The following is a 16,954-nucleotide window of genomic DNA, read 5'->3' on the forward strand; positions in this document are numbered from 1 at the left end:
AACCCCTTTCAACTCAAAAACCGTCATTTCCTTTAGTTTACCACGAGGGCAAACCGAAAAGAAAATGACGGCGGAAACTGCACTATTCCGGATGTTTCCGCGGAAGTCTCACGCGGAAAACAGTTCCTTTTCCATACTCGCTTTCAACCTCGATCCGGCCGGCATGCGCTTCAGTCAAGTGCTTCACAATCGCAAGCCCAAGCCCGGTCCCACCGGAATTCCTACTTCGGGCCCGGTCCACCCGGTAAAACCGTTCGAAAATCCGCGGGATGTCTTCAGGAGGGATGCCGATCCCCTCATCCGCCACTTCAATTGCCACTTCCTCTTCCGAACCTGTCACCCGGATGGTGACCGCTGTTCCTTCCGGCGAATAAACGATGGCATTCGACAGAAGGTTCGACACCACCTGCAGCAATCGGTCGGCGTCCGCCTCGATGAAGCAGTCCCCTTCGGTTTCCAGGCAAACTTCGATCTCTTTGTCCGCCGCTGCCAGCTGGACACCTTCCATTGCACGGGCAGCGACCGCGCATATATCTGTCCGGCTCAGATTCAAATGGAAGCCTGACTGCTCGATTTTCGAGAGATCAAGCAGATCCTGGATGAGCAGCATGATCCGGTTGCTCTCTTTCTGGATGATCTCGAGGAACACGATCAGTGAGGCAGAATCCTGATACGCACCGTCCAGCAGTGTTTCAGTAAACCCCTTGATTGAGGTTACCGGCGTGCGGAGTTCGTGGGATACGTTGGCGACGAAATCTTTCCGGATCTGCTCCAATTTCTTCAGTTCCGTAATATCATGGAGAACGATTACGATTCCCAGCCATTTGCCGTGACCGCCGATCACCGGTGCCCCGTATACCGCAAAATGCCTCGTATATACGCCCCGCGTCACAGTCAGCTGTGTGTTCGCGGGGTCTTCCGACAAGAAGATCTGGTCGATGAATGAGATGAGGCTGGCGGGAAGTTCCGCTTCACGATACCGCTGATCCTGCAGTTCACCCGCCTCCAAACCGAAGGAAGCGGCGAAGGATTTGTTGATCAGGGATACTCTCCCACTCCGCCCGATCATGATCAGGCCGCTTCCCATATGCTCGATCAAGGTTTTCAGTCGCTCCTGTTCCAGCTCCCGGAGAGCGGAAATGTCCTGGAGATTCCTCGCCAGGACATTGATCGCGGTCCCGAGCTGAAGCTGCCGGCCGGAACGCGTTTCCGGTGCCCTCGCTTCGTAATTCCCTTTCGCCAGCTCGATTGCCGTCGCCGCGGCCGCTTCGGTCGGCTGCGCATACACGTTGATCAGCCGCGACCCGAAAATCCAGTTCAGCAGCATCCCCAAAATGAACAGCAGACCGAGCACGAGCCACAGGATGTCCTGACGCGCTTCTTGTCCGTCCCCATAAAGCGGAAAAAGCTGCCCGACCATCAGAAAAAGGCCGGCCAGCAGCGTACTGCTCCATGTCATGTAAAGAAAAAGGAGCCTGGTTTTCAGTGACTTCATACCGGTTTCGGCTCCTCGAATTTGTAGCCGAGGCCCCTAATCGTTTTGATGAACTGCGGTTTTCGGCTGTTCTCTTCAATCTTTTCGCGCAAATGACTGATGTGCACGTCGACAATCCGCGTATCTCCGGCAAAATCATACTGCCAGACCGCACTCAGCAGCTGATCGCGTGTCAGGACCCGGTTCCGATTTTCCATCAAGTATACAAGCAGCTCAAATTCCTTCGGTGTGAATTCCAGCGGTTTTTTATTCAGGAAAACCTCGAATTTGGACGGGAACACTTCCAGTCCGCCGATGGTCAGCCGGTCTGTCTCGGGCTCTTCGGGTGCGGCATGTTCAGTCCGCCGGAGTACCGCCCGGATGCGGGCCGCCACTTCCCTCGGGCTGAACGGCTTCGTCATGTAATCATCCGCTCCCAGTTCCAGGCCGAGCACTTTATCCACTTCATCATCTCTCGCTGTCAGCATAATAATCGGGATGTCGATCTTCTGCTGCCGCAGCGCTTTGCAGACTTCCATGCCGTCCATTTGGGGAAGCATCAGATCCAAGACGATCAGGGCCGGCTGTTCTTCGACCGCGAGGTGCAAACCCGTCTGGCCGTCGTGGGCCACAATCGTCTCGTATCCCGCCTGTTTCAGATTATAAGAAAGCAGTGTCGCAATGGATTCCTCGTCTTCTACAATCAGCAATTTTTTTGTCATCTGCGTCTCCATTTCCATCTCCCGCCGGTCAGAAGTTATCCATTGTCTGGGTCGTCAGGCCATCGATCAGTTTCGGCGGATGCGCTTTGATCTGCCCTTCGACCACTTGCTCACCGTCTTCATTTTCAGCCGTCACGCGGACGGTCACTTCATTACGGGCGACATCCACTTCCGTCACTTCCAGCAGAAAATCCACAGTGGAGTAGTGGTACACCGGCCGTACGAACTTCAATTGCTGTTCGGTCACGTGAGAGCCGGGACCCGGCAGGTACTTCGAAATGGCGGATGTCAGAATGCCTGTCAGCATGACGGTCGGCACGATGGGCTTCTCATACGTCGTCCTGGAGGCGAAATCGTGCTGGATATACAAGGGATTCCCATCATTCGTCAGCCCCAGATAAAGCAGGAGATCCTTGTCCTCGATGTTTTCGGTCAATTTCAGTTTCTCGCCTACAGAGATGTCCTCTATTTTCCGTCCAAGCTTGCGCTTTTTACCCAACAGCAAAGATCATACCCCTCTCTATTCTTCTGCTACTCTTATAGTATCAATACCCATTAAAAAAATCGAGCAGGGAATGACTGCACCGAAGCGGGCGGCGTAAACCTTTGCGGCGGGAAAACGGAGCAGCGAAGGAACACAAAGCAAAGCCGCCTGCGGGAATATACCCGCAAGCGGCTTCCAATTTCATTAAACTAATATTTCCATCACTTTTTTAACAGAATCCGCTGATTGCTGAAGCGCCGTCTTTTCATCCTCCGTCAGTTCGAGTTCGATGATCCGCTCGATTCCGTTTCCGCCGAGGACGGTCGGCACACCAAGATAGATACCATCCATTCCATATTCCCCTTCCAAGTAAGCGATGGCCGGCAGAATGCGCTGCTGGTCCTTCAGGATCGCTTCCGCCATTTCCGCCAGGGAAGCGGCCGGCGCATAGTAAGCTGATCCGCTGCCGAGAAGGTTGACGATTTCCGCGCCTCCTTTACGGGTGCGTGTGACGATTTCATCCAGACGCTCTTTCGGGATGAGCTTTTCCAGCGGAATGCCGCCGGCATACGAATACCGCACGAGCGGCACCATGTCATCACCGTGTCCGCCCAGTACGAACCCTGTTACGTCTTTCACCGACAGATTCAGTTCCTCTGCGACAAAGGTCCGGAAACGGGCAGTATCGAGCACCCCCGACTGGCCGATCACCCGTTCTTTCGGGAAGCCGGATTCCTTGAAGACCGTATAGGTCATTGCATCAACAGGATTAGTCAGGACGAGGATCGTCGTATCCGGCGAATGGCTGACGATTTCGGAAGTGACCGATTTCATGACTTTCTGATTCGTTTGGACGAGGTCATCCCGGCTCATTCCGGGCTTGCGGGCGATTCCGGCTGTGATGATGACAAGGTCGGAGTCTTTAGTATCCGCATAGTCCGCCGTGCCGGTGATCCGGGCATCAAACCCTAAGACAGGACCGGCTTCCGCCATATCCAGCGCCTTTCCCTTTGTCGGGTCTTCGTTTTGCGGAATATCGACGAGGACCACATCCCCCAATTCTTTCTGTGCCAGCAGAAATGCCGTCGTAGCGCCTGTGAAACCTGAACCGATAACCGAAATTTTCTTCCGTTTGAATGTCATTTGGATTCTCCTTTGCGCTAAATTTTTTTGGTTCCCACCTAACTATTTACCCTTCCCTGCACTCAACTACTCGCATGGCCCGCGGGTTTCCAGAAACTTGATGGAAATTGCAGATCTGCAGGCAACCTCCCGAGCTCATTACGGTAACAAAAAAAGAGAGGCCGCAGCCTCTCCTTCAACTTACATATTCTTGATCAGTTCATCAGCGAATTCGGAAGTTTTCACTTCTGTCGCGCCATCCATGAGGCGGGCGAAGTCGTACGTCACGACTTTGGAAGCGATCGTCTTCTCCATCGATTTCGAGATGAGCTGGGCCGCTTCCGTCCAGCCAAGGTGTTCCAGCATGAGAACGCCTGACAGGATGACAGAAGACGGGTTCACTTTATCCTGGCCCGCATACTTCGGTGCTGTGCCGTGTGTGGCTTCGAAAATCGCGTGACCCGAGTCGTAGTTGATGTTCGCTCCTGGCGCGATACCGATACCGCCGACCTGCGCCGCCAAGGCATCCGAGATGTAATCGCCGTTCAGGTTCATCGTCGCCACGACATCGAACTCAGCCGGACGAGTCAGGATCTGCTGGAGGAAAATATCCGCAATGGCGTCCTTGATCAGCAGTTTGCCGGAAGCCAGCGCTTCATCCTGTGCTTTATTGGCAGCGTCCGTGCCTTTTTCGTCTTTGATCTTGTCGTATTCGTTCCATGTGAAGACTTTATCGCCGAACTCCTGCTCCGCCACTTCGTAGCCCCAGTTTTTGAAAGAGCCTTCCGTGAATTTCATGATGTTGCCTTTATGGACGAGCGTGACCGACTTACGGCCTTCCGTCAATGCGTAGTTGATCGATGCGCGCACGAGACGCTTCGTGCCTTCCTCGGAAATCGGTTTGATGCCGATTCCTGAAGTTTCAGGGAAACGGATGTTTTTAACGCCCATTTCATTTTGGAGGAAAGAGATCACTTTCTTCACTTCATCCGAACCTTCAGCATACTCGATACCTGCATAGATATCTTCAGTGTTTTCACGGAAGATGACCATGTCCGTGTCTTCCGGACGTTTGACCGGTGAAGGGACGCCTTCGAAGTAACGGACAGGGCGCAGGCACACGTACAGATCCAGTTCCTGGCGCAATGCCACGTTCAGTGAACGGATTCCGCCGCCGATCGGCGTTGTAAGCGGTCCTTTGATGGCGATCAGGTATTCCCGGATCGTATCCAGCGTCTCCTGCGGAAGCCATTCACCGGTTTTGTCGAAAGCCTTCTGACCAGCGAGGACTTCTTTCCAGACGATCTTCTTTTCACCATTGTATGCTTTGTTCACTGATTCTTCGAGGACGCGTGAAGCCGCTGCCCAAATATCCGGGCCAGTTCCGTCTCCCTCGATGAAAGGGATGATCGCTTCATTCGGTACATTTAAGTTTCCGTCTTTTACAGAGATTTTTTCGCCGTTTGCCATTCTGAAAATCCTCCTGTTTCATAATCATAGGGCATGCACGCGGTGCAGCCCCATGGGTATAGTTTTTTTCTTATCGCTCGCTGACTGGGATGTATGTCTGCATGCCCGGCCCTACGTATTCCGCACGCGGGCGGATCAGGCGGTTGTCCGCATACTGCTCCAGGATATGGGCGAGCCAGCCGGAAACACGCGATACCGCAAAAATCGGTGTGAACAGATCGTGTTCGATATTCAGGGAATGATACACGGAAGCCGAGTAGAAGTCCACGTTCGGCGGCAGGTCTTTCTGGCCGGTCACGATTTCTTCGATCTTCACGGACATGTTGTAGTACTTCTCTTCGCCGCGCAGCTTCGTCAGTCTCTTCGACATCTCGCGAAGGTGCTTCGCACGCGGATCTCCCTGACGATATACACGGTGGCCGAAGCCCATGATCTTCTCTTTGTTGTCGAGCTTCTCCTGGATGACATTTTCGACGTTCGATTCATCGCCGATTTCCAGCAGCATCTTCATGACCTGCTCGTTCGCGCCGCCGTGGAGCGGCCCTTTCAAAGCACCGATGGCAGCAGTGACACCGGAATAGATATCAGACAGTGTCGCCACACAGACCCGCGCCGTGAACGTGGATGCGTTCAGCTCATGGTCGGCATGGAGGACGAGCGCTTTATTGAAAGCTTCCACTTCGATATCCTCCGGCTGGCTTCCCGACAGCATGTACAGGAAGTTCGCAGCATAGCTGAGGTCGGACTTCGGCTGCACCGGCTCCTCCCCGCGGCGGATCCGTGAGAACGCAGTCACGACAGCCGCAATCTTCGCCTGCAGGCGGATCGCTTTGCGGTAGTTGGCTTCGTCGGTCATCTCTTCAGCTTCTTCATCAAAAAGGCCCAAATAGGAGATCGCTGTCCGAAGCGCCGCCATCGGATGGATATCTCTGATCGGATATGTTCTGAACTGGTCGAGCACTTCCTGAGGCACTGACATGTTATCCGCCAGCTGCTGCTTCAGTTCCGCAAGTTCGTTCTCCTTCGGCAGCCGCTTGTGCCAGAGAAGGTAAATCACTTCTTCGAAGCTTGCGTTGTTCGCCAGATCATCAATGTTGTAGCCAACATATGTAAGCGTGTCATCAATGATGGAACTGATGGCAGTCTGTGTCGCCACAACACCTTCCAAACCTTTTCCTGCGGTCATCTAAATCGCTCCTTCTTTCAGTAAAATCACCATTCCACAAAAAAACGCAGAATGATGTCTCATCTGCTTATATGAATCTATTTCCTTGCTTACATGGTCATTATAATCAATTATGGCGCAATTGTGAATGCAAAAGCATTATTTCCCAAAACTTTATAACAGCGGAAAGGCGGAAAACGGGGAGACCAGGCCATCATTTCATGATGATGACCTGGCCATTTTTCATCCGTTTCCGGATCATCCGCATGAAAAACGGCTTGATCGCGTTCTGTGTCGGCCGGAACAGCAGGGCTAGCCCGGTCAGATCCGACAGAAATCCCGGGGTCAGAAGGAGAAGGCCGCCCGCCAGAATGAACGCGCCGCGGAGCAGCGCATCCCCCGGCGGTTCGAACGCCGCCGTCGTTTCCTGGATATCCCGGATCGCCCGGAGTCCCTGCTGTTTCGCCAAGTAAGCGCCCGCCACCCCGGTGAACAGGATGAGCAGCAGCGTCGGGACGATGCCGAGGACATCGCCTGCCCACATCAGGAGGGCCAATTCGACGGCTGGGACGATCACAAATGCGGGAACAAGCCATTTCATGTCAATGCACTCCTGTCTTTAAAGGACACCTGCATGTCCGTGATAAACAATTCCGGTCTCTGCATCGATCGTCACGTCATACTGATCGGGAATTTGGGAAACAGCGTCGCGCACGCCGACGACGACCGGAATGCCGAGGCTCAGTCCGACGACCGCCGCATGACTTGTCAGGCCGCCCTCTTCCGTAATAATTCCGGCGCAATTCGAAATGGCCGGCATCATTTCACGGTCCGTGCCGATCGTGACGATGATTTTCCCTTCGGTGTCAGCAGCAAGCGCTTCTTCCGCATTGCGGACGACGACAGTCTGGCCGTATGCGACCGATTTGCCGATCCCCTGCCCTTTCGCCAGGATATCGCCGATTACATGGACCTTCATCAAGTTGGTCGTCCCGGCCTGCCCGACAGGAACACCCGCTGTGATGACGACAAGATCGCCGTGCTCCACCAGGTTGTGGGAAAGACTTTCTTCCACTGCAGATTCAAGCACTTCATCCGTAGAGCCCGCACGCCGGCCGACGATCGGCTGGACGCCCCACACGAGTGTCAGTCTCCGGGACGGTTCGTCTGTCGAGGTGACCGCAATCACCGGGACACCTGGGCGATACTTCGCGATCATCCGGGCAGTATGTCCGCTCTCCGTCGGCGCGATGACCGCTTTCACTTTCAGGTTCAGAGCAGTGTAAGCGGCTGCCTGTCCGATCGCTTCCGTCATATTCGATTCTTTTTCCCGGCTGCGCGCAGCGACGATCTGGCGGTAATCGAGAGCATTCTCCGTCGTCTCGGCAATGCGGTCCATCGTCTGCACCGCCTCTGTCGGGTACTGACCAGCGGCCGTCTCACCTGACAGCATGATCGCATCGGAGCCGTCGAAAATCGCATTCGCCACATCGCTCGCCTCCGCCCGTGTCGGTCGTGGATTGCGCTGCATGGAATCGAGCATCTGTGTGGCTGTGATGACCGGCTTTCCGGCGCGGTTGCATTTGTCGATCAGTGTCTTCTGCACGAGCGGCACTTCTTCCGCCGGAATCTCCACGCCGAGGTCGCCCCGAGCGACCATGAGGCCATCGGAAATCAGGAGGATTTCATCGATGTTGTCGACCCCTTCCCGGTTTTCGATTTTCGGGATGATGTGGATATTCTCTCCGCCGTTCTTTTCCAGCAGACTCCGGATATCCATGACATCCGAAGCGCGGCGGATGAATGAAGCCGCGATAAAATCGACGCCCTGTTCGATGCCGAACAGGATATCAGACGCATCTTTTTCCGTGATGCCCGGAAGCTGGACGGAAACACCCGGAACGTTGACACCTTTTTTATTTTTCAGCGTGCCGTCGTTCTGGACTTCCGTGTGGATGAGACCCTGTGCCTCATCCGTCCCGGTCACATTCAGCGCCACCAGGCCGTCGTCGAGCAGAATCGTGGAGCCGGCATGCACATCTTCGATCAGCTGGGAATACGTCACTGAGAAACGTTCGCTGTTGCCGAGCACTTCTTCCATCGACACATCGATCTTCTGACCTTTTTCAAGCTCCACTGCCCCGTTTTCCATCGTATGGGTCCGGATCTCCGGCCCTTTCGTATCCAGCATGATGCCGACGATCTTGCCGGTCTTCCTGCTCGCTTCCCGGATATTCCGGATCCGGGCTGCATGTTCTTCATGGTCGCCGTGCGAAAAATTCAGCCGCGCGACATTCATTCCTGCATGGATCAGCTCTTCCAGCTTCTCTGGCGATTCACTGGCGGGTCCGATCGTACAGACGATTTTCGTTTTTCTCATTCCAATCACTCCAGTTGTCCGATTAAATTAAATGGATAGTTCTTTCGATAGTGTATAGAGGCTCAGATCGGCTTCGTGGGAACCGCCGAAAGCTTCTGTCACATCATAGTCTACCACCTGGTTATTTCGCATGCCAATCGCCCGGCCTCCTTTGCCTTCGAGCAGAACTTCGACGGCTCTGGCGCCGAACAGGCTGGCCAGCACACGGTCACGTGCCGTCGGTGAGCCGCCGCGCTGGATATGCCCCAGCACGGATACTCTTGTATCGATCCCCGTTTCCTGTTCGATCAGCTGAGCCAGTTCATTTCCGCTCATGACCCCTTCGGCGACGATGATGATGCTGTGTTTTTTCCCACGGGCTTTCCCCTTGTCAAGGCGGTCCAGCATCTCCGGAATATCGTACGCTTCTTCCGGGATGAGGATAGTCTCTGCACCGCCTGATAGGCCGGCCCACAGCGCGAGGTCCCCGGCATCGCGGCCCATGACTTCCACAATGAATGTCCGTTCGTGGCTCGTCGCTGTATCCCGGATTTTATCGATCGCTTCAATCACCGTATTGAGTGCCGTATCGAAACCGATCGTGAAGTCGGTTCCCGGAATATCGTTATCGATCGTCCCCGGCACGCCGACGCAGGGGATTCCGTGCTTCGACAGCGCCATCGCGCCGCGGTAGGAGCCGTCCCCGCCGATGACGACGACGCCGTCGATTCCTTCTTTCTTCAGCTGTTCAATCCCTTTCGCCTGCCCTTCAGGCGTGATGAATTCCGGACAGCGGGCGGAATGAAGTTTCGTTCCGCCCCGCTGGATGATATCACCGACATCCCCGAGACCGAGCGGTTCGATCCGCCCCTCGATCAGTCCCTGATAACCATTATAAATACCGGCCACCTCAAGGCCGTGGTAAATCCCTTTCCGGACGACCGCGCGAACGGCCGCATTCATGCCCGGCGCATCTCCGCCGCTTGTCAGCACGCCAATTTTCTTCATACATTATCCCTCCGTTCAACCGATTCCTTTTTCCACCTTACCACGATTTCTTTCCTTAAGCAGTTAAAAAGCCGCGGAAGCCGCGGCTTTTACTCTTCAGAAAAAACACCGATCGATTTGAATTTCCGGTAGCGCTGGTCCACCAGTTCCTGTTCCCCGAGCTTCCGGAGTTCCTTGAAAGAATCCTCGAGCGCCGCCCCGAGCATCTCCGCCTGTCTGGCGGGATCGCGGTGCGCACCCCCGCGGACTTCGGGGATGATCCGATCGATGATCCCCATTTCCAGAAGGTCCGGTGCGGTGATTTTCATCGCCTCCGCAGCCGTCTGCGCCAGCGCTGAGTCTTTCCAGAGAATCGAGGCGGCGCCTTCCGGTGAAATGACGGAATACGTCGAATTTTCCAGCATGAGAATATGATTCGCGACACCGAGTGCGAGCGCACCGCCGCTGCCGCCTTCCCCGATCACAATGCTGACGACCGGCACAGTCAGCCCTGCCATTTCCACGAGATTCCGCGCGATCGCTTCGCTCTGTCCGCGCTCTTCCGCTGCCTTCCCGGGATAAGCTCCCTTCGTATCAATAAAACAGACGACCGGCCGCCGGAACTTTTCAGCCTGCTTCATCAGTCTCAGCGCTTTCCGATAGCCTTCCGGATGCGGCATACCGAAGTTGCGGCGGATGTTCTCTTTCGTATCTTTGCCCCGCTGATGGCCGATCACGGTCAGCGGACGGCCGTGAAAAGAAGCGATGCCGCCGATGACCGCTTCATCATCACCATACAGCCGGTCCCCATGGAATTCGATGAAATCCGTGAAAAGCCGGCTTATGTAGTCGTGTGTCGTCGGGCGGTTCGGGTGCCGTGCGACCTGTACGCGGTCCCAAGGTTTCATGTTCTCGTATATTTCTTTTTCAAGTCTCGCCATCCGCTCTTCAAGGCTGGCGATTTCAGTGGACATATCGACATCCGCAGTGCGGGTCAGTTCTTTCAGTTCTGTGATTTTGGTCTGGAGCTGAACGAGCGGCTCCTCGAACGGAAGCGCCTTATTCGCTTTCTGCTTCGGCTTCGTCATAGCCAGTCCCCTTTCCGTGCAGGCGCACGAGCGCCGAAAGTGTTTCCCTCATTTTATTCCGGTGCACCACCGCATCCAGCTGTCCGTGCTCAAGGAGGAACTCAGCCGTCTGGAAATTCTCCGGAAGTTTTTCGCGGACGGTCTGCTCGATCACACGGCGTCCGGCAAAGCCGATGAGCGCTTTCGGCTCCGCTATATTGATGTCCCCGACAGACGCAAAACTTGCAGAAACCCCTCCGGTCGTCGGATTCGTCAGGACCGATATGAAAAGCAGGCCTTTGTTCGAATGGCGCTTCAGCGCAACACTGACCTTCGCCATCTGCATCAGCGAAAGCACGCCTTCCTGCATCCGCGCGCCGCCGCTTGCCGTGAAAATGATGAACGGAAGCTCCCGTTCCGCCGCAGCTTCGACCGCCCGCGTAATTTTTTCTCCGACCACAGAACCCATGGAGCCCATCCGGAAATGTGAATCCATGACAGCAAGGGCGACTTCCCGGCCATCGAGTGTGCCGAATCCGGTGAGCACCGCTTCATTCAGACCGGTCTTTTCGCTGTCTTTTTTCACTTTCTCTTCATAACCGGGAAACTCCAGCGGATTCACGCTCCGGATGTGATCGTCGATCGATCGGAATGAACCGGCATCGAGCAGATTCTCCGTCCGTTCCCGGGCGGTCATTTTAAAGTGATGGCTGCATTTCGGACAGACTTTGTCCTGTTTTATCAGTTCTTTCGTCAGTATGATATGTTTGCATTCCGGACATTTCGTCATCAGTCCTTCCGGAACATTTTTCGATTCATCGGACGGAATGGTCGCTTCTCCTTTTGTCCGCTTGAATAGATCACGAATGATCATGGTCATTCCCTCCTTCAATCTGTTCGCACCAGGATATGTAGTGCTTCGATGCCAGCTGGCTGTCGCCCGCAGAAATCGCGCGGATCATTTCCGCCAGCACTTCCGTCTCGTCTTCCGTCACTTGGCCGTCGAACGGCCTGCCGCCGTACTGCAGCAGCAAAAGCCAAATTTTCAGAGACAGCCTGTTCCCGCTCAGCACCAAAATTTCCCGGACAATCGATTCCCGGGACATCGGTCTGTTTTCCTGCAGTTTTTCGAGGAATCCGTCCCACACCGGCTGTGCCGCCGCGGCGTGCTCCCGGCAGACGCAGTCGATTGCAGCCAGCTCGTGGATAAGCCGTGTTTTTTGGACATCTTCATTCGACTGCCTGTCCTGGAGAATGAACGTGGCGAGCACTTCCACAAGTTTGTGGTTCCGGAAGTCGGACAGGAATGTCCCTTCTCCCCGCCGCGTTTCAATCAGACCGAGCAGTTCCAGGCTCCGGAGGGCTTCACGGATCGTGGAACGCCCGACCTGCAGGGTTTCAGCCAATTCTCTCTCGGAGGGCAGCCTGTCACCAGGCTGGATATTCTGTCTGTGGGTCATGTCCCGGATTTCCGTCACAATATCCAAGAATCGTTTTGTCTGATTCATGCGCGCTCCTTTTTATTTTCCAGTTATTTCAAAGTGGTCTGACCACTTCGTGTCTTTAGAATAACGGACAGAACAGCCGGCGTAAAGGAAAAACTGCTCCCCCGTCTTTAAGACTGCGGCACGCGAAAAGGCACTTGCGCATTTTCTGCAAGTGCCTTTATCCGCTTCAGCTTTTGATCGCCCGGCAAATGATGGACGGACGCCGATTCCGGAATTCGACCGCCCCTTCGAGTTCGATGATTTCCTGCCCCTCCAGCTGGCTGCCGTATTTGGCGAATTCGCCGGGAAATAATGTGGCGCTCGCTGTCCCCGTTTCGTCTTCCAGTGTCACGAACGCCATCGCATCCCCTTTTTTCGTCCGAATCCGCTTAACTTCCTTAACCGTTCCTAAAACGGTCACGGCTGCCCGCTCGCGGCAGTTCGCGATTTCATTGAGCGGCAGGAAACGGCTGCTGCGGCTGCGTTTTTCCAGTTCGACCGGGTGGTCCGACAAATAAAACCCGAGCGCTTCTTTTTCAAACGCCAGTTTTTCCTTCTCCGGCATCGGTCCGGCGGCCGTGTATTTCGGTTTCATGAACGAATCCCCGAGTCCGTCGAACAGTCCCGGCTCTTCTGTCGGCCGGATAAGCTCGGCGTGTTTTTCCGCCGCCTCCAAAGAAGCGAGCAGGATGGCCCGGTCCTTGCCGAAATCGTCGAATGCCCCTGCCAGAATCAGCGGGCGGACGTTCTTTTCTTTGAAATGGACAGCCGATATCCGCTCGGCGACATCGAACAGGCTGGTGAACGGCCCGTGTGTCCTGGCGCCGAGCAATGCGCGGACTGTGCTTCCCGGAACGCCCTTCACCGCGCTGAGCCCGAAGCGCAACCCTTCGCCTTCCACGGTGAATGAACCGGAACTGGACTGCACGGAAGGCGGCAGCATCCGGATTCCTTTCGCCTTCGCTTCTTGGATGAGCTGGCGCACTTTATCCGGACTGCCTGTAGCAGCGCTCAGAAGCGCCGCGTAGAAGTGCGCAGGTACATGCGCTTTCGCGAACGCCAGCCAGTATGAAATAAGGCTGTATGCCACTGCGTGGCTTTTCGGAAAGCCGTAATCCGCAAAGCGGACGATGAGGTCATATACCGCATCTGCCGTTTTCCTGTCATATCCTTTACCGAGCGCGCCGGAAACAAAGTGTTCCCGTTCCCTGTCCAGGATATCCCGGTTTTTCTTGCTGACTGCACGGCGGAGCAGGTCGGCCTCACCGAGCGAGAATCCCGCCATGACGGAAGCGATCCGCATGATCTGTTCCTGATAAGTGATCACGCCGTACGTCTCTTCCAGAATCGGTTCGAGTGCCGGATGGAGATAGCGGACCTGTTCCTCGCCTTTTTTCCGTTTTGCATACACCGGAATGAAATCCATCGGACCGGGCCGGTACAGCGCATTCACCGCGACGATATCCCGGAAAGCTGTCGGCCTGATCAGCCGCAGCGCCCGCTGCATCCCCTCCGACTCCAGCTGGAAGACGCCGGCGGTATCACCCGCAGCGAGCAGCCGGAATGTCCCTTCGTCATCCAGCGGCACTTGCCGGAAATCGAGCCTGCGCCCTTCCGATTGCTTGACGAGCCGGCTGATGCGTTCAAGGATGGTCAAATTGCGCAGTCCGAGGAAATCCATTTTCAGCAGTCCCGTCTTTTCCAGGTCGTTCATCGGCCACTGAGTCATGAATATCCCCTCATTGCCTTGCTCGACCGGCACGATGTCGACCAGCGGGATCGGACTCAGTATGACGCCCGCCGCGTGTGTCGATGCGTTCCGCGGCAGGCCCTCGAGCGTTTTAGCAATCCTGTACCAATCCTCGCGCAGGCGGTCCCCGGCGACCCAGTCCCTGAATGGCACAGATTCTGCATGAACTTCGTCCAGCGTGATGCCTGGCCGGCTTGGAATCATGCGGGAAACCGCCTCGAGGTCTTCAGCACTGAAGCCGAAGACACGTGCTGTATCGCGGGCGACTGCCTTGGCGGACAATGTGCCGTATGTGATGATCTGGGCTGTATGCCGGCTGCCATATTTTTTAGCGACATAGTCGATCACTTCCTGGCGGCGGTAATCGGCGAAATCCACGTCGATATCCGGCATGGTCACCCGTTCAGGATTCAGGAACCGCTCAAACAGCAAGCCGTGCCGGATCGGATCCACATCCGTTATCCGCAGTGCGTAGGCGACGAGTGACCCGGCGGATGAACCTCTCCCTGGTCCGGTCATGATGCCTTTGTCCCTGGCGAAACCGATAAAATCGGCGACAATCAAAAAATAATCGCTGTAACCCATATCGCTGATGACCGAAAGTTCATATGAAAGCCGCTCCTCATAGTCCTTCCCGATGCAATTCCGATCTTTCAGCCCCTGAAGGCACCGCTGCCTGAGATGGCTGTCGGCCGAAACGCCTTCCGGAAGCGGGAAGACCGGCAGGAATTGCTGGTTCCGGGGAATGCTGACATGGCAGGAAGCCATCAGTCTTTCGGTCTCTTCCAGCCATTCCGGCCGGTCTGAAAACCAGTCCTGGAATTCCGCTGCATCCGGCACATGCTGACCAGGGACCGGTCTTGCCCAATCTTCTTCGGCCAGCTTGCGGCCAAGCCGGATGGCGGTCGCTGCTTCATATGCCGATTCATCCGCTTCCCGGAAGTATCGGCAGACCTGTGTCGCCATGACCGGTACATCTTCAGCTTGGCACAGGCCCGAAAAAAACGATTCTTCAGGCAGCACCTTGCCACCCGGGCGGGTGACCGCTCCCCGAAGATCCCGGCCATATATTTCTTTCAGCGAACGGATGATTTCCTCCCCACCGGAAGGATTCCAGCCGCTATCGAATAAGATGGCACAGCAGATTCCTTTCCGGTAAGCGGCTGCCCATTTGCCCGGCACAGTCTCTTTGCCGGTCGTTCCAAGCGCGCTGGAAAGCTTGAGCAGATTCCGGTACCCGTCGTCGTCTTTTGCATACAGGACGGTCCGGCAACTGCCTTCCGGCCATTCGAACATCGCGGATAACCCGAGGACCGGTTTGATTCCTTTCTGCTCTGCGGCTTCAAAAAAAGGCAGAACACCATAGAGGGAACTGTTGACAACAGCAGCCGACTCTGTTTTTTGTTCTGCCAGAAAAGGAAACAAGTCATCAAGTCGCACAATGCTCTTCAACAGATCTGCAGACGTTGTAATGTGCGGATAAACCGTCGACAATTCGTTCCCCTCCTTCCTTATTCAGCTGCACAAATTTCTTTAAGCCGGGCGATGACACGATCGGCTTCTTCCCACGACAATACGGTCGCACCGGAAGCGAGCGGATGGCCGCCGCCGCCGAAGTCTTTGGCAAGGCCGTTGATGACCGGGCCCTTCGAGCGGAGCCGGACACGGATTTCGCCATCTTCTTCGATGAAGATCGCCCATGCCCGGATCCCTTTCATGGAACCGAGCGTCCCGACGAGCAGCGACGTTTCAGAAGGTGAAACCCCGAATTCCGCCAATACCGTTTTCGGCAATTTCACATAAACACATCCGTTTTTGTCCATTTCGGCATGCTGGAACAGGTAGCCCTGCAGTTTCAGGACATGGGGCTCACGCTCGTACATGGCGTTATGGAGAGCTTCCCGGTCGAAAGCGAAGCTGGCAAGATCCCCTGCCGCTTCAAACGTATGCCTGGTCGTACTCGGATACATGAAGCGCCCTGTATCTCCCACAATCCCGGCATACAGAAGCCGTGCAGCCGAGTCCGGCATTTGCCACCCTTCCTTTTCACATCCGTATGTATAAAGGTCGTAGATCAGCTCGGAAGCGGAGCTCGCCATCGTATTGACCCAGACGAAATCGCCATACCCGTCATCATTCGGGTGATGATCGATTTTGATCAGCTTCTCACCGCTTGTGTAGCGCTGGCCGTCGATCCGTTCGGTATTCGCCGTATCCGTCACGATGACGAGTGCCTCCCTGTAATCCGTGTCCGTTACGTGATCGGGTTCCGCCAGGTAGCCGAGCGTCTCATCATGTTCACCTGCCGAAAGGATGCGCTTGTCAGGATAGTTGTGCTCCAGAAGTTTCTGCAGGCCGATCTGTGATCCGTAGGCATCCGGATCCGGACGTACATGCCGATGGATGATGATCGTCCTGTATGCTTTAATTGTGTCAATGATTTGACCTTTCATTATCTTCCACTCCCTTACAGCATGGAATCCGGTCGCATTTTCGTCCGTCAGCCGCTACAATTGTATCGAGAGCATCGACTGACAGGAGGACACTCATGCTGTTATTTGTATTTGTCATCACCGTATCCGCTGTTTTTTATTTATACTATAAAACGAAGCAGTTCCGCTCGCACTTGCCGGTCCGCAAGAACTGGTACAAGAGCAAAGCCGGAGTCGCTCTCGGCTTGTTCCTTCTTGCGTTCGGCGTCAACCTGCTGTTCTTGGATCCGTCGGCGGTTTCTTATGTAATCGCTGCTGTCTTCATCATCCTCGGGGTGATGATGGCGTATACGAATTATCAGGCAGCCCTCTATCACAGTAAATTCCTGGAGGAAGAGCGGCGAATCAACCCTTAAGGAAATCCCCCTTCAGAAA

At 55.1% G+C, this 16,954-nt stretch carries 15 protein-coding genes; 1 reads left to right on the plus strand and 14 read right to left on the minus strand.

The features are described from left to right. Positions 1-82: 82 nt before the first annotated feature. The 14 genes from pnpS to CCE92_RS06065 form a co-directional block, all read right to left on the minus strand. Positions 83-1,495, minus strand: coding sequence for a two-component system histidine kinase PnpS (gene pnpS / locus CCE92_RS06000; RefSeq protein WP_088006622.1), 1,413 nt, complete (start codon positions 1,493-1,495; stop codon positions 83-85). Next, positions 1,492-2,196: a response regulator transcription factor gene (locus CCE92_RS06005; protein WP_088006653.1), complete on the minus strand. Its 705-nt coding sequence runs from the start codon at positions 2,194-2,196 to the stop codon at positions 1,492-1,494. Before CCE92_RS06005 ends, pnpS begins: the two co-directional genes overlap by 4 nt. Positions 2,197-2,224: 28 nt before the next feature. After that, a complete protein-coding gene (locus CCE92_RS06010; protein ID WP_088006623.1) occupies positions 2,225-2,701 on the minus strand; it encodes a MaoC/PaaZ C-terminal domain-containing protein in 477 nt (158 codons plus the stop codon). 183 nt (positions 2,702-2,884) lie between these two features. After that, entirely contained in the window at positions 2,885-3,823 is a 939-nt protein-coding gene (mdh, locus tag CCE92_RS06015) for a malate dehydrogenase (RefSeq protein WP_088006624.1), read from the minus strand. Between the two features lie 180 nt (positions 3,824-4,003). Beyond that, positions 4,004-5,272, minus strand: coding sequence for an NADP-dependent isocitrate dehydrogenase (gene icd, locus CCE92_RS06020; RefSeq protein ID WP_088006625.1), 1,269 nt, complete (start codon positions 5,270-5,272; stop codon positions 4,004-4,006). Between the two features lie 70 nt (positions 5,273-5,342). Beyond that, positions 5,343-6,458 (minus strand): citrate synthase, encoded by a 1,116-nt coding sequence (gene citZ, locus CCE92_RS06025; RefSeq protein ID WP_088006626.1) that lies wholly within the window; start codon positions 6,456-6,458, stop codon positions 5,343-5,345. A gap of 193 nt (positions 6,459-6,651) precedes the next feature. Continuing rightward, positions 6,652-7,038, minus strand: coding sequence for an FxsA family protein (locus tag CCE92_RS06030; RefSeq protein WP_088006627.1), 387 nt, complete (start codon positions 7,036-7,038; stop codon positions 6,652-6,654). 18 nt (positions 7,039-7,056) lie between these two features. Continuing rightward, positions 7,057-8,817, minus strand: coding sequence for a pyruvate kinase (gene pyk / locus CCE92_RS06035; protein WP_088006628.1), 1,761 nt, complete (start codon positions 8,815-8,817; stop codon positions 7,057-7,059). A 27-nt stretch (positions 8,818-8,844) separates the two neighbouring features. After that, entirely contained in the window at positions 8,845-9,804 is a 960-nt protein-coding gene (pfkA, locus tag CCE92_RS06040; RefSeq protein WP_088006629.1) for a 6-phosphofructokinase, read from the minus strand. A gap of 89 nt (positions 9,805-9,893) precedes the next feature. Continuing rightward, positions 9,894-10,871 carry an acetyl-CoA carboxylase carboxyltransferase subunit alpha gene (locus CCE92_RS06045; RefSeq protein WP_088006630.1) on the minus strand — a complete coding sequence of 326 codons (978 nt, stop codon included), beginning with the start codon at positions 10,869-10,871 and terminating at the stop codon, positions 9,894-9,896. Then, the gene (accD, locus tag CCE92_RS06050; RefSeq protein ID WP_088006631.1) at positions 10,843-11,724 is read right to left on the minus strand and encodes an acetyl-CoA carboxylase, carboxyltransferase subunit beta; all 882 of its coding nucleotides are present in this window, start codon (positions 11,722-11,724) and stop codon (positions 10,843-10,845) included. The genes CCE92_RS06045 and accD overlap by 29 nt, the downstream gene beginning before the upstream one ends. Next, the gene (locus CCE92_RS06055) at positions 11,711-12,358 is read right to left on the minus strand and encodes a FadR/GntR family transcriptional regulator (protein WP_088006632.1); all 648 of its coding nucleotides are present in this window, start codon (positions 12,356-12,358) and stop codon (positions 11,711-11,713) included. Before CCE92_RS06055 ends, accD begins: the two co-directional genes overlap by 14 nt. Positions 12,359-12,524: 166 nt before the next feature. Continuing rightward, positions 12,525-15,581 (minus strand): DNA polymerase III subunit alpha, encoded by a 3,057-nt coding sequence (dnaE, locus tag CCE92_RS06060; protein WP_088006633.1) that lies wholly within the window; start codon positions 15,579-15,581, stop codon positions 12,525-12,527. A 17-nt stretch (positions 15,582-15,598) separates the two neighbouring features. Continuing rightward, the gene (locus CCE92_RS06065) at positions 15,599-16,540 is read right to left on the minus strand and encodes a DHH family phosphoesterase (protein ID WP_088006634.1); all 942 of its coding nucleotides are present in this window, start codon (positions 16,538-16,540) and stop codon (positions 15,599-15,601) included. A gap of 95 nt (positions 16,541-16,635) precedes the next feature. On the opposite strand from CCE92_RS06065, the gene CCE92_RS06070 reads away from it, so the two are divergent. Beyond that, positions 16,636-16,935: a YtpI family protein gene (locus CCE92_RS06070; protein WP_088006635.1), complete on the plus strand. Its 300-nt coding sequence runs from the start codon at positions 16,636-16,638 to the stop codon at positions 16,933-16,935. The last annotated feature ends 19 nt before the right edge of the window (positions 16,936-16,954 follow it).

This window comes from Indiicoccus explosivorum, assembly GCF_002167005.1.
Classification (GTDB): domain Bacteria; phylum Bacillota; class Bacilli; order Bacillales_A; family Planococcaceae; genus Indiicoccus; species Indiicoccus explosivorum.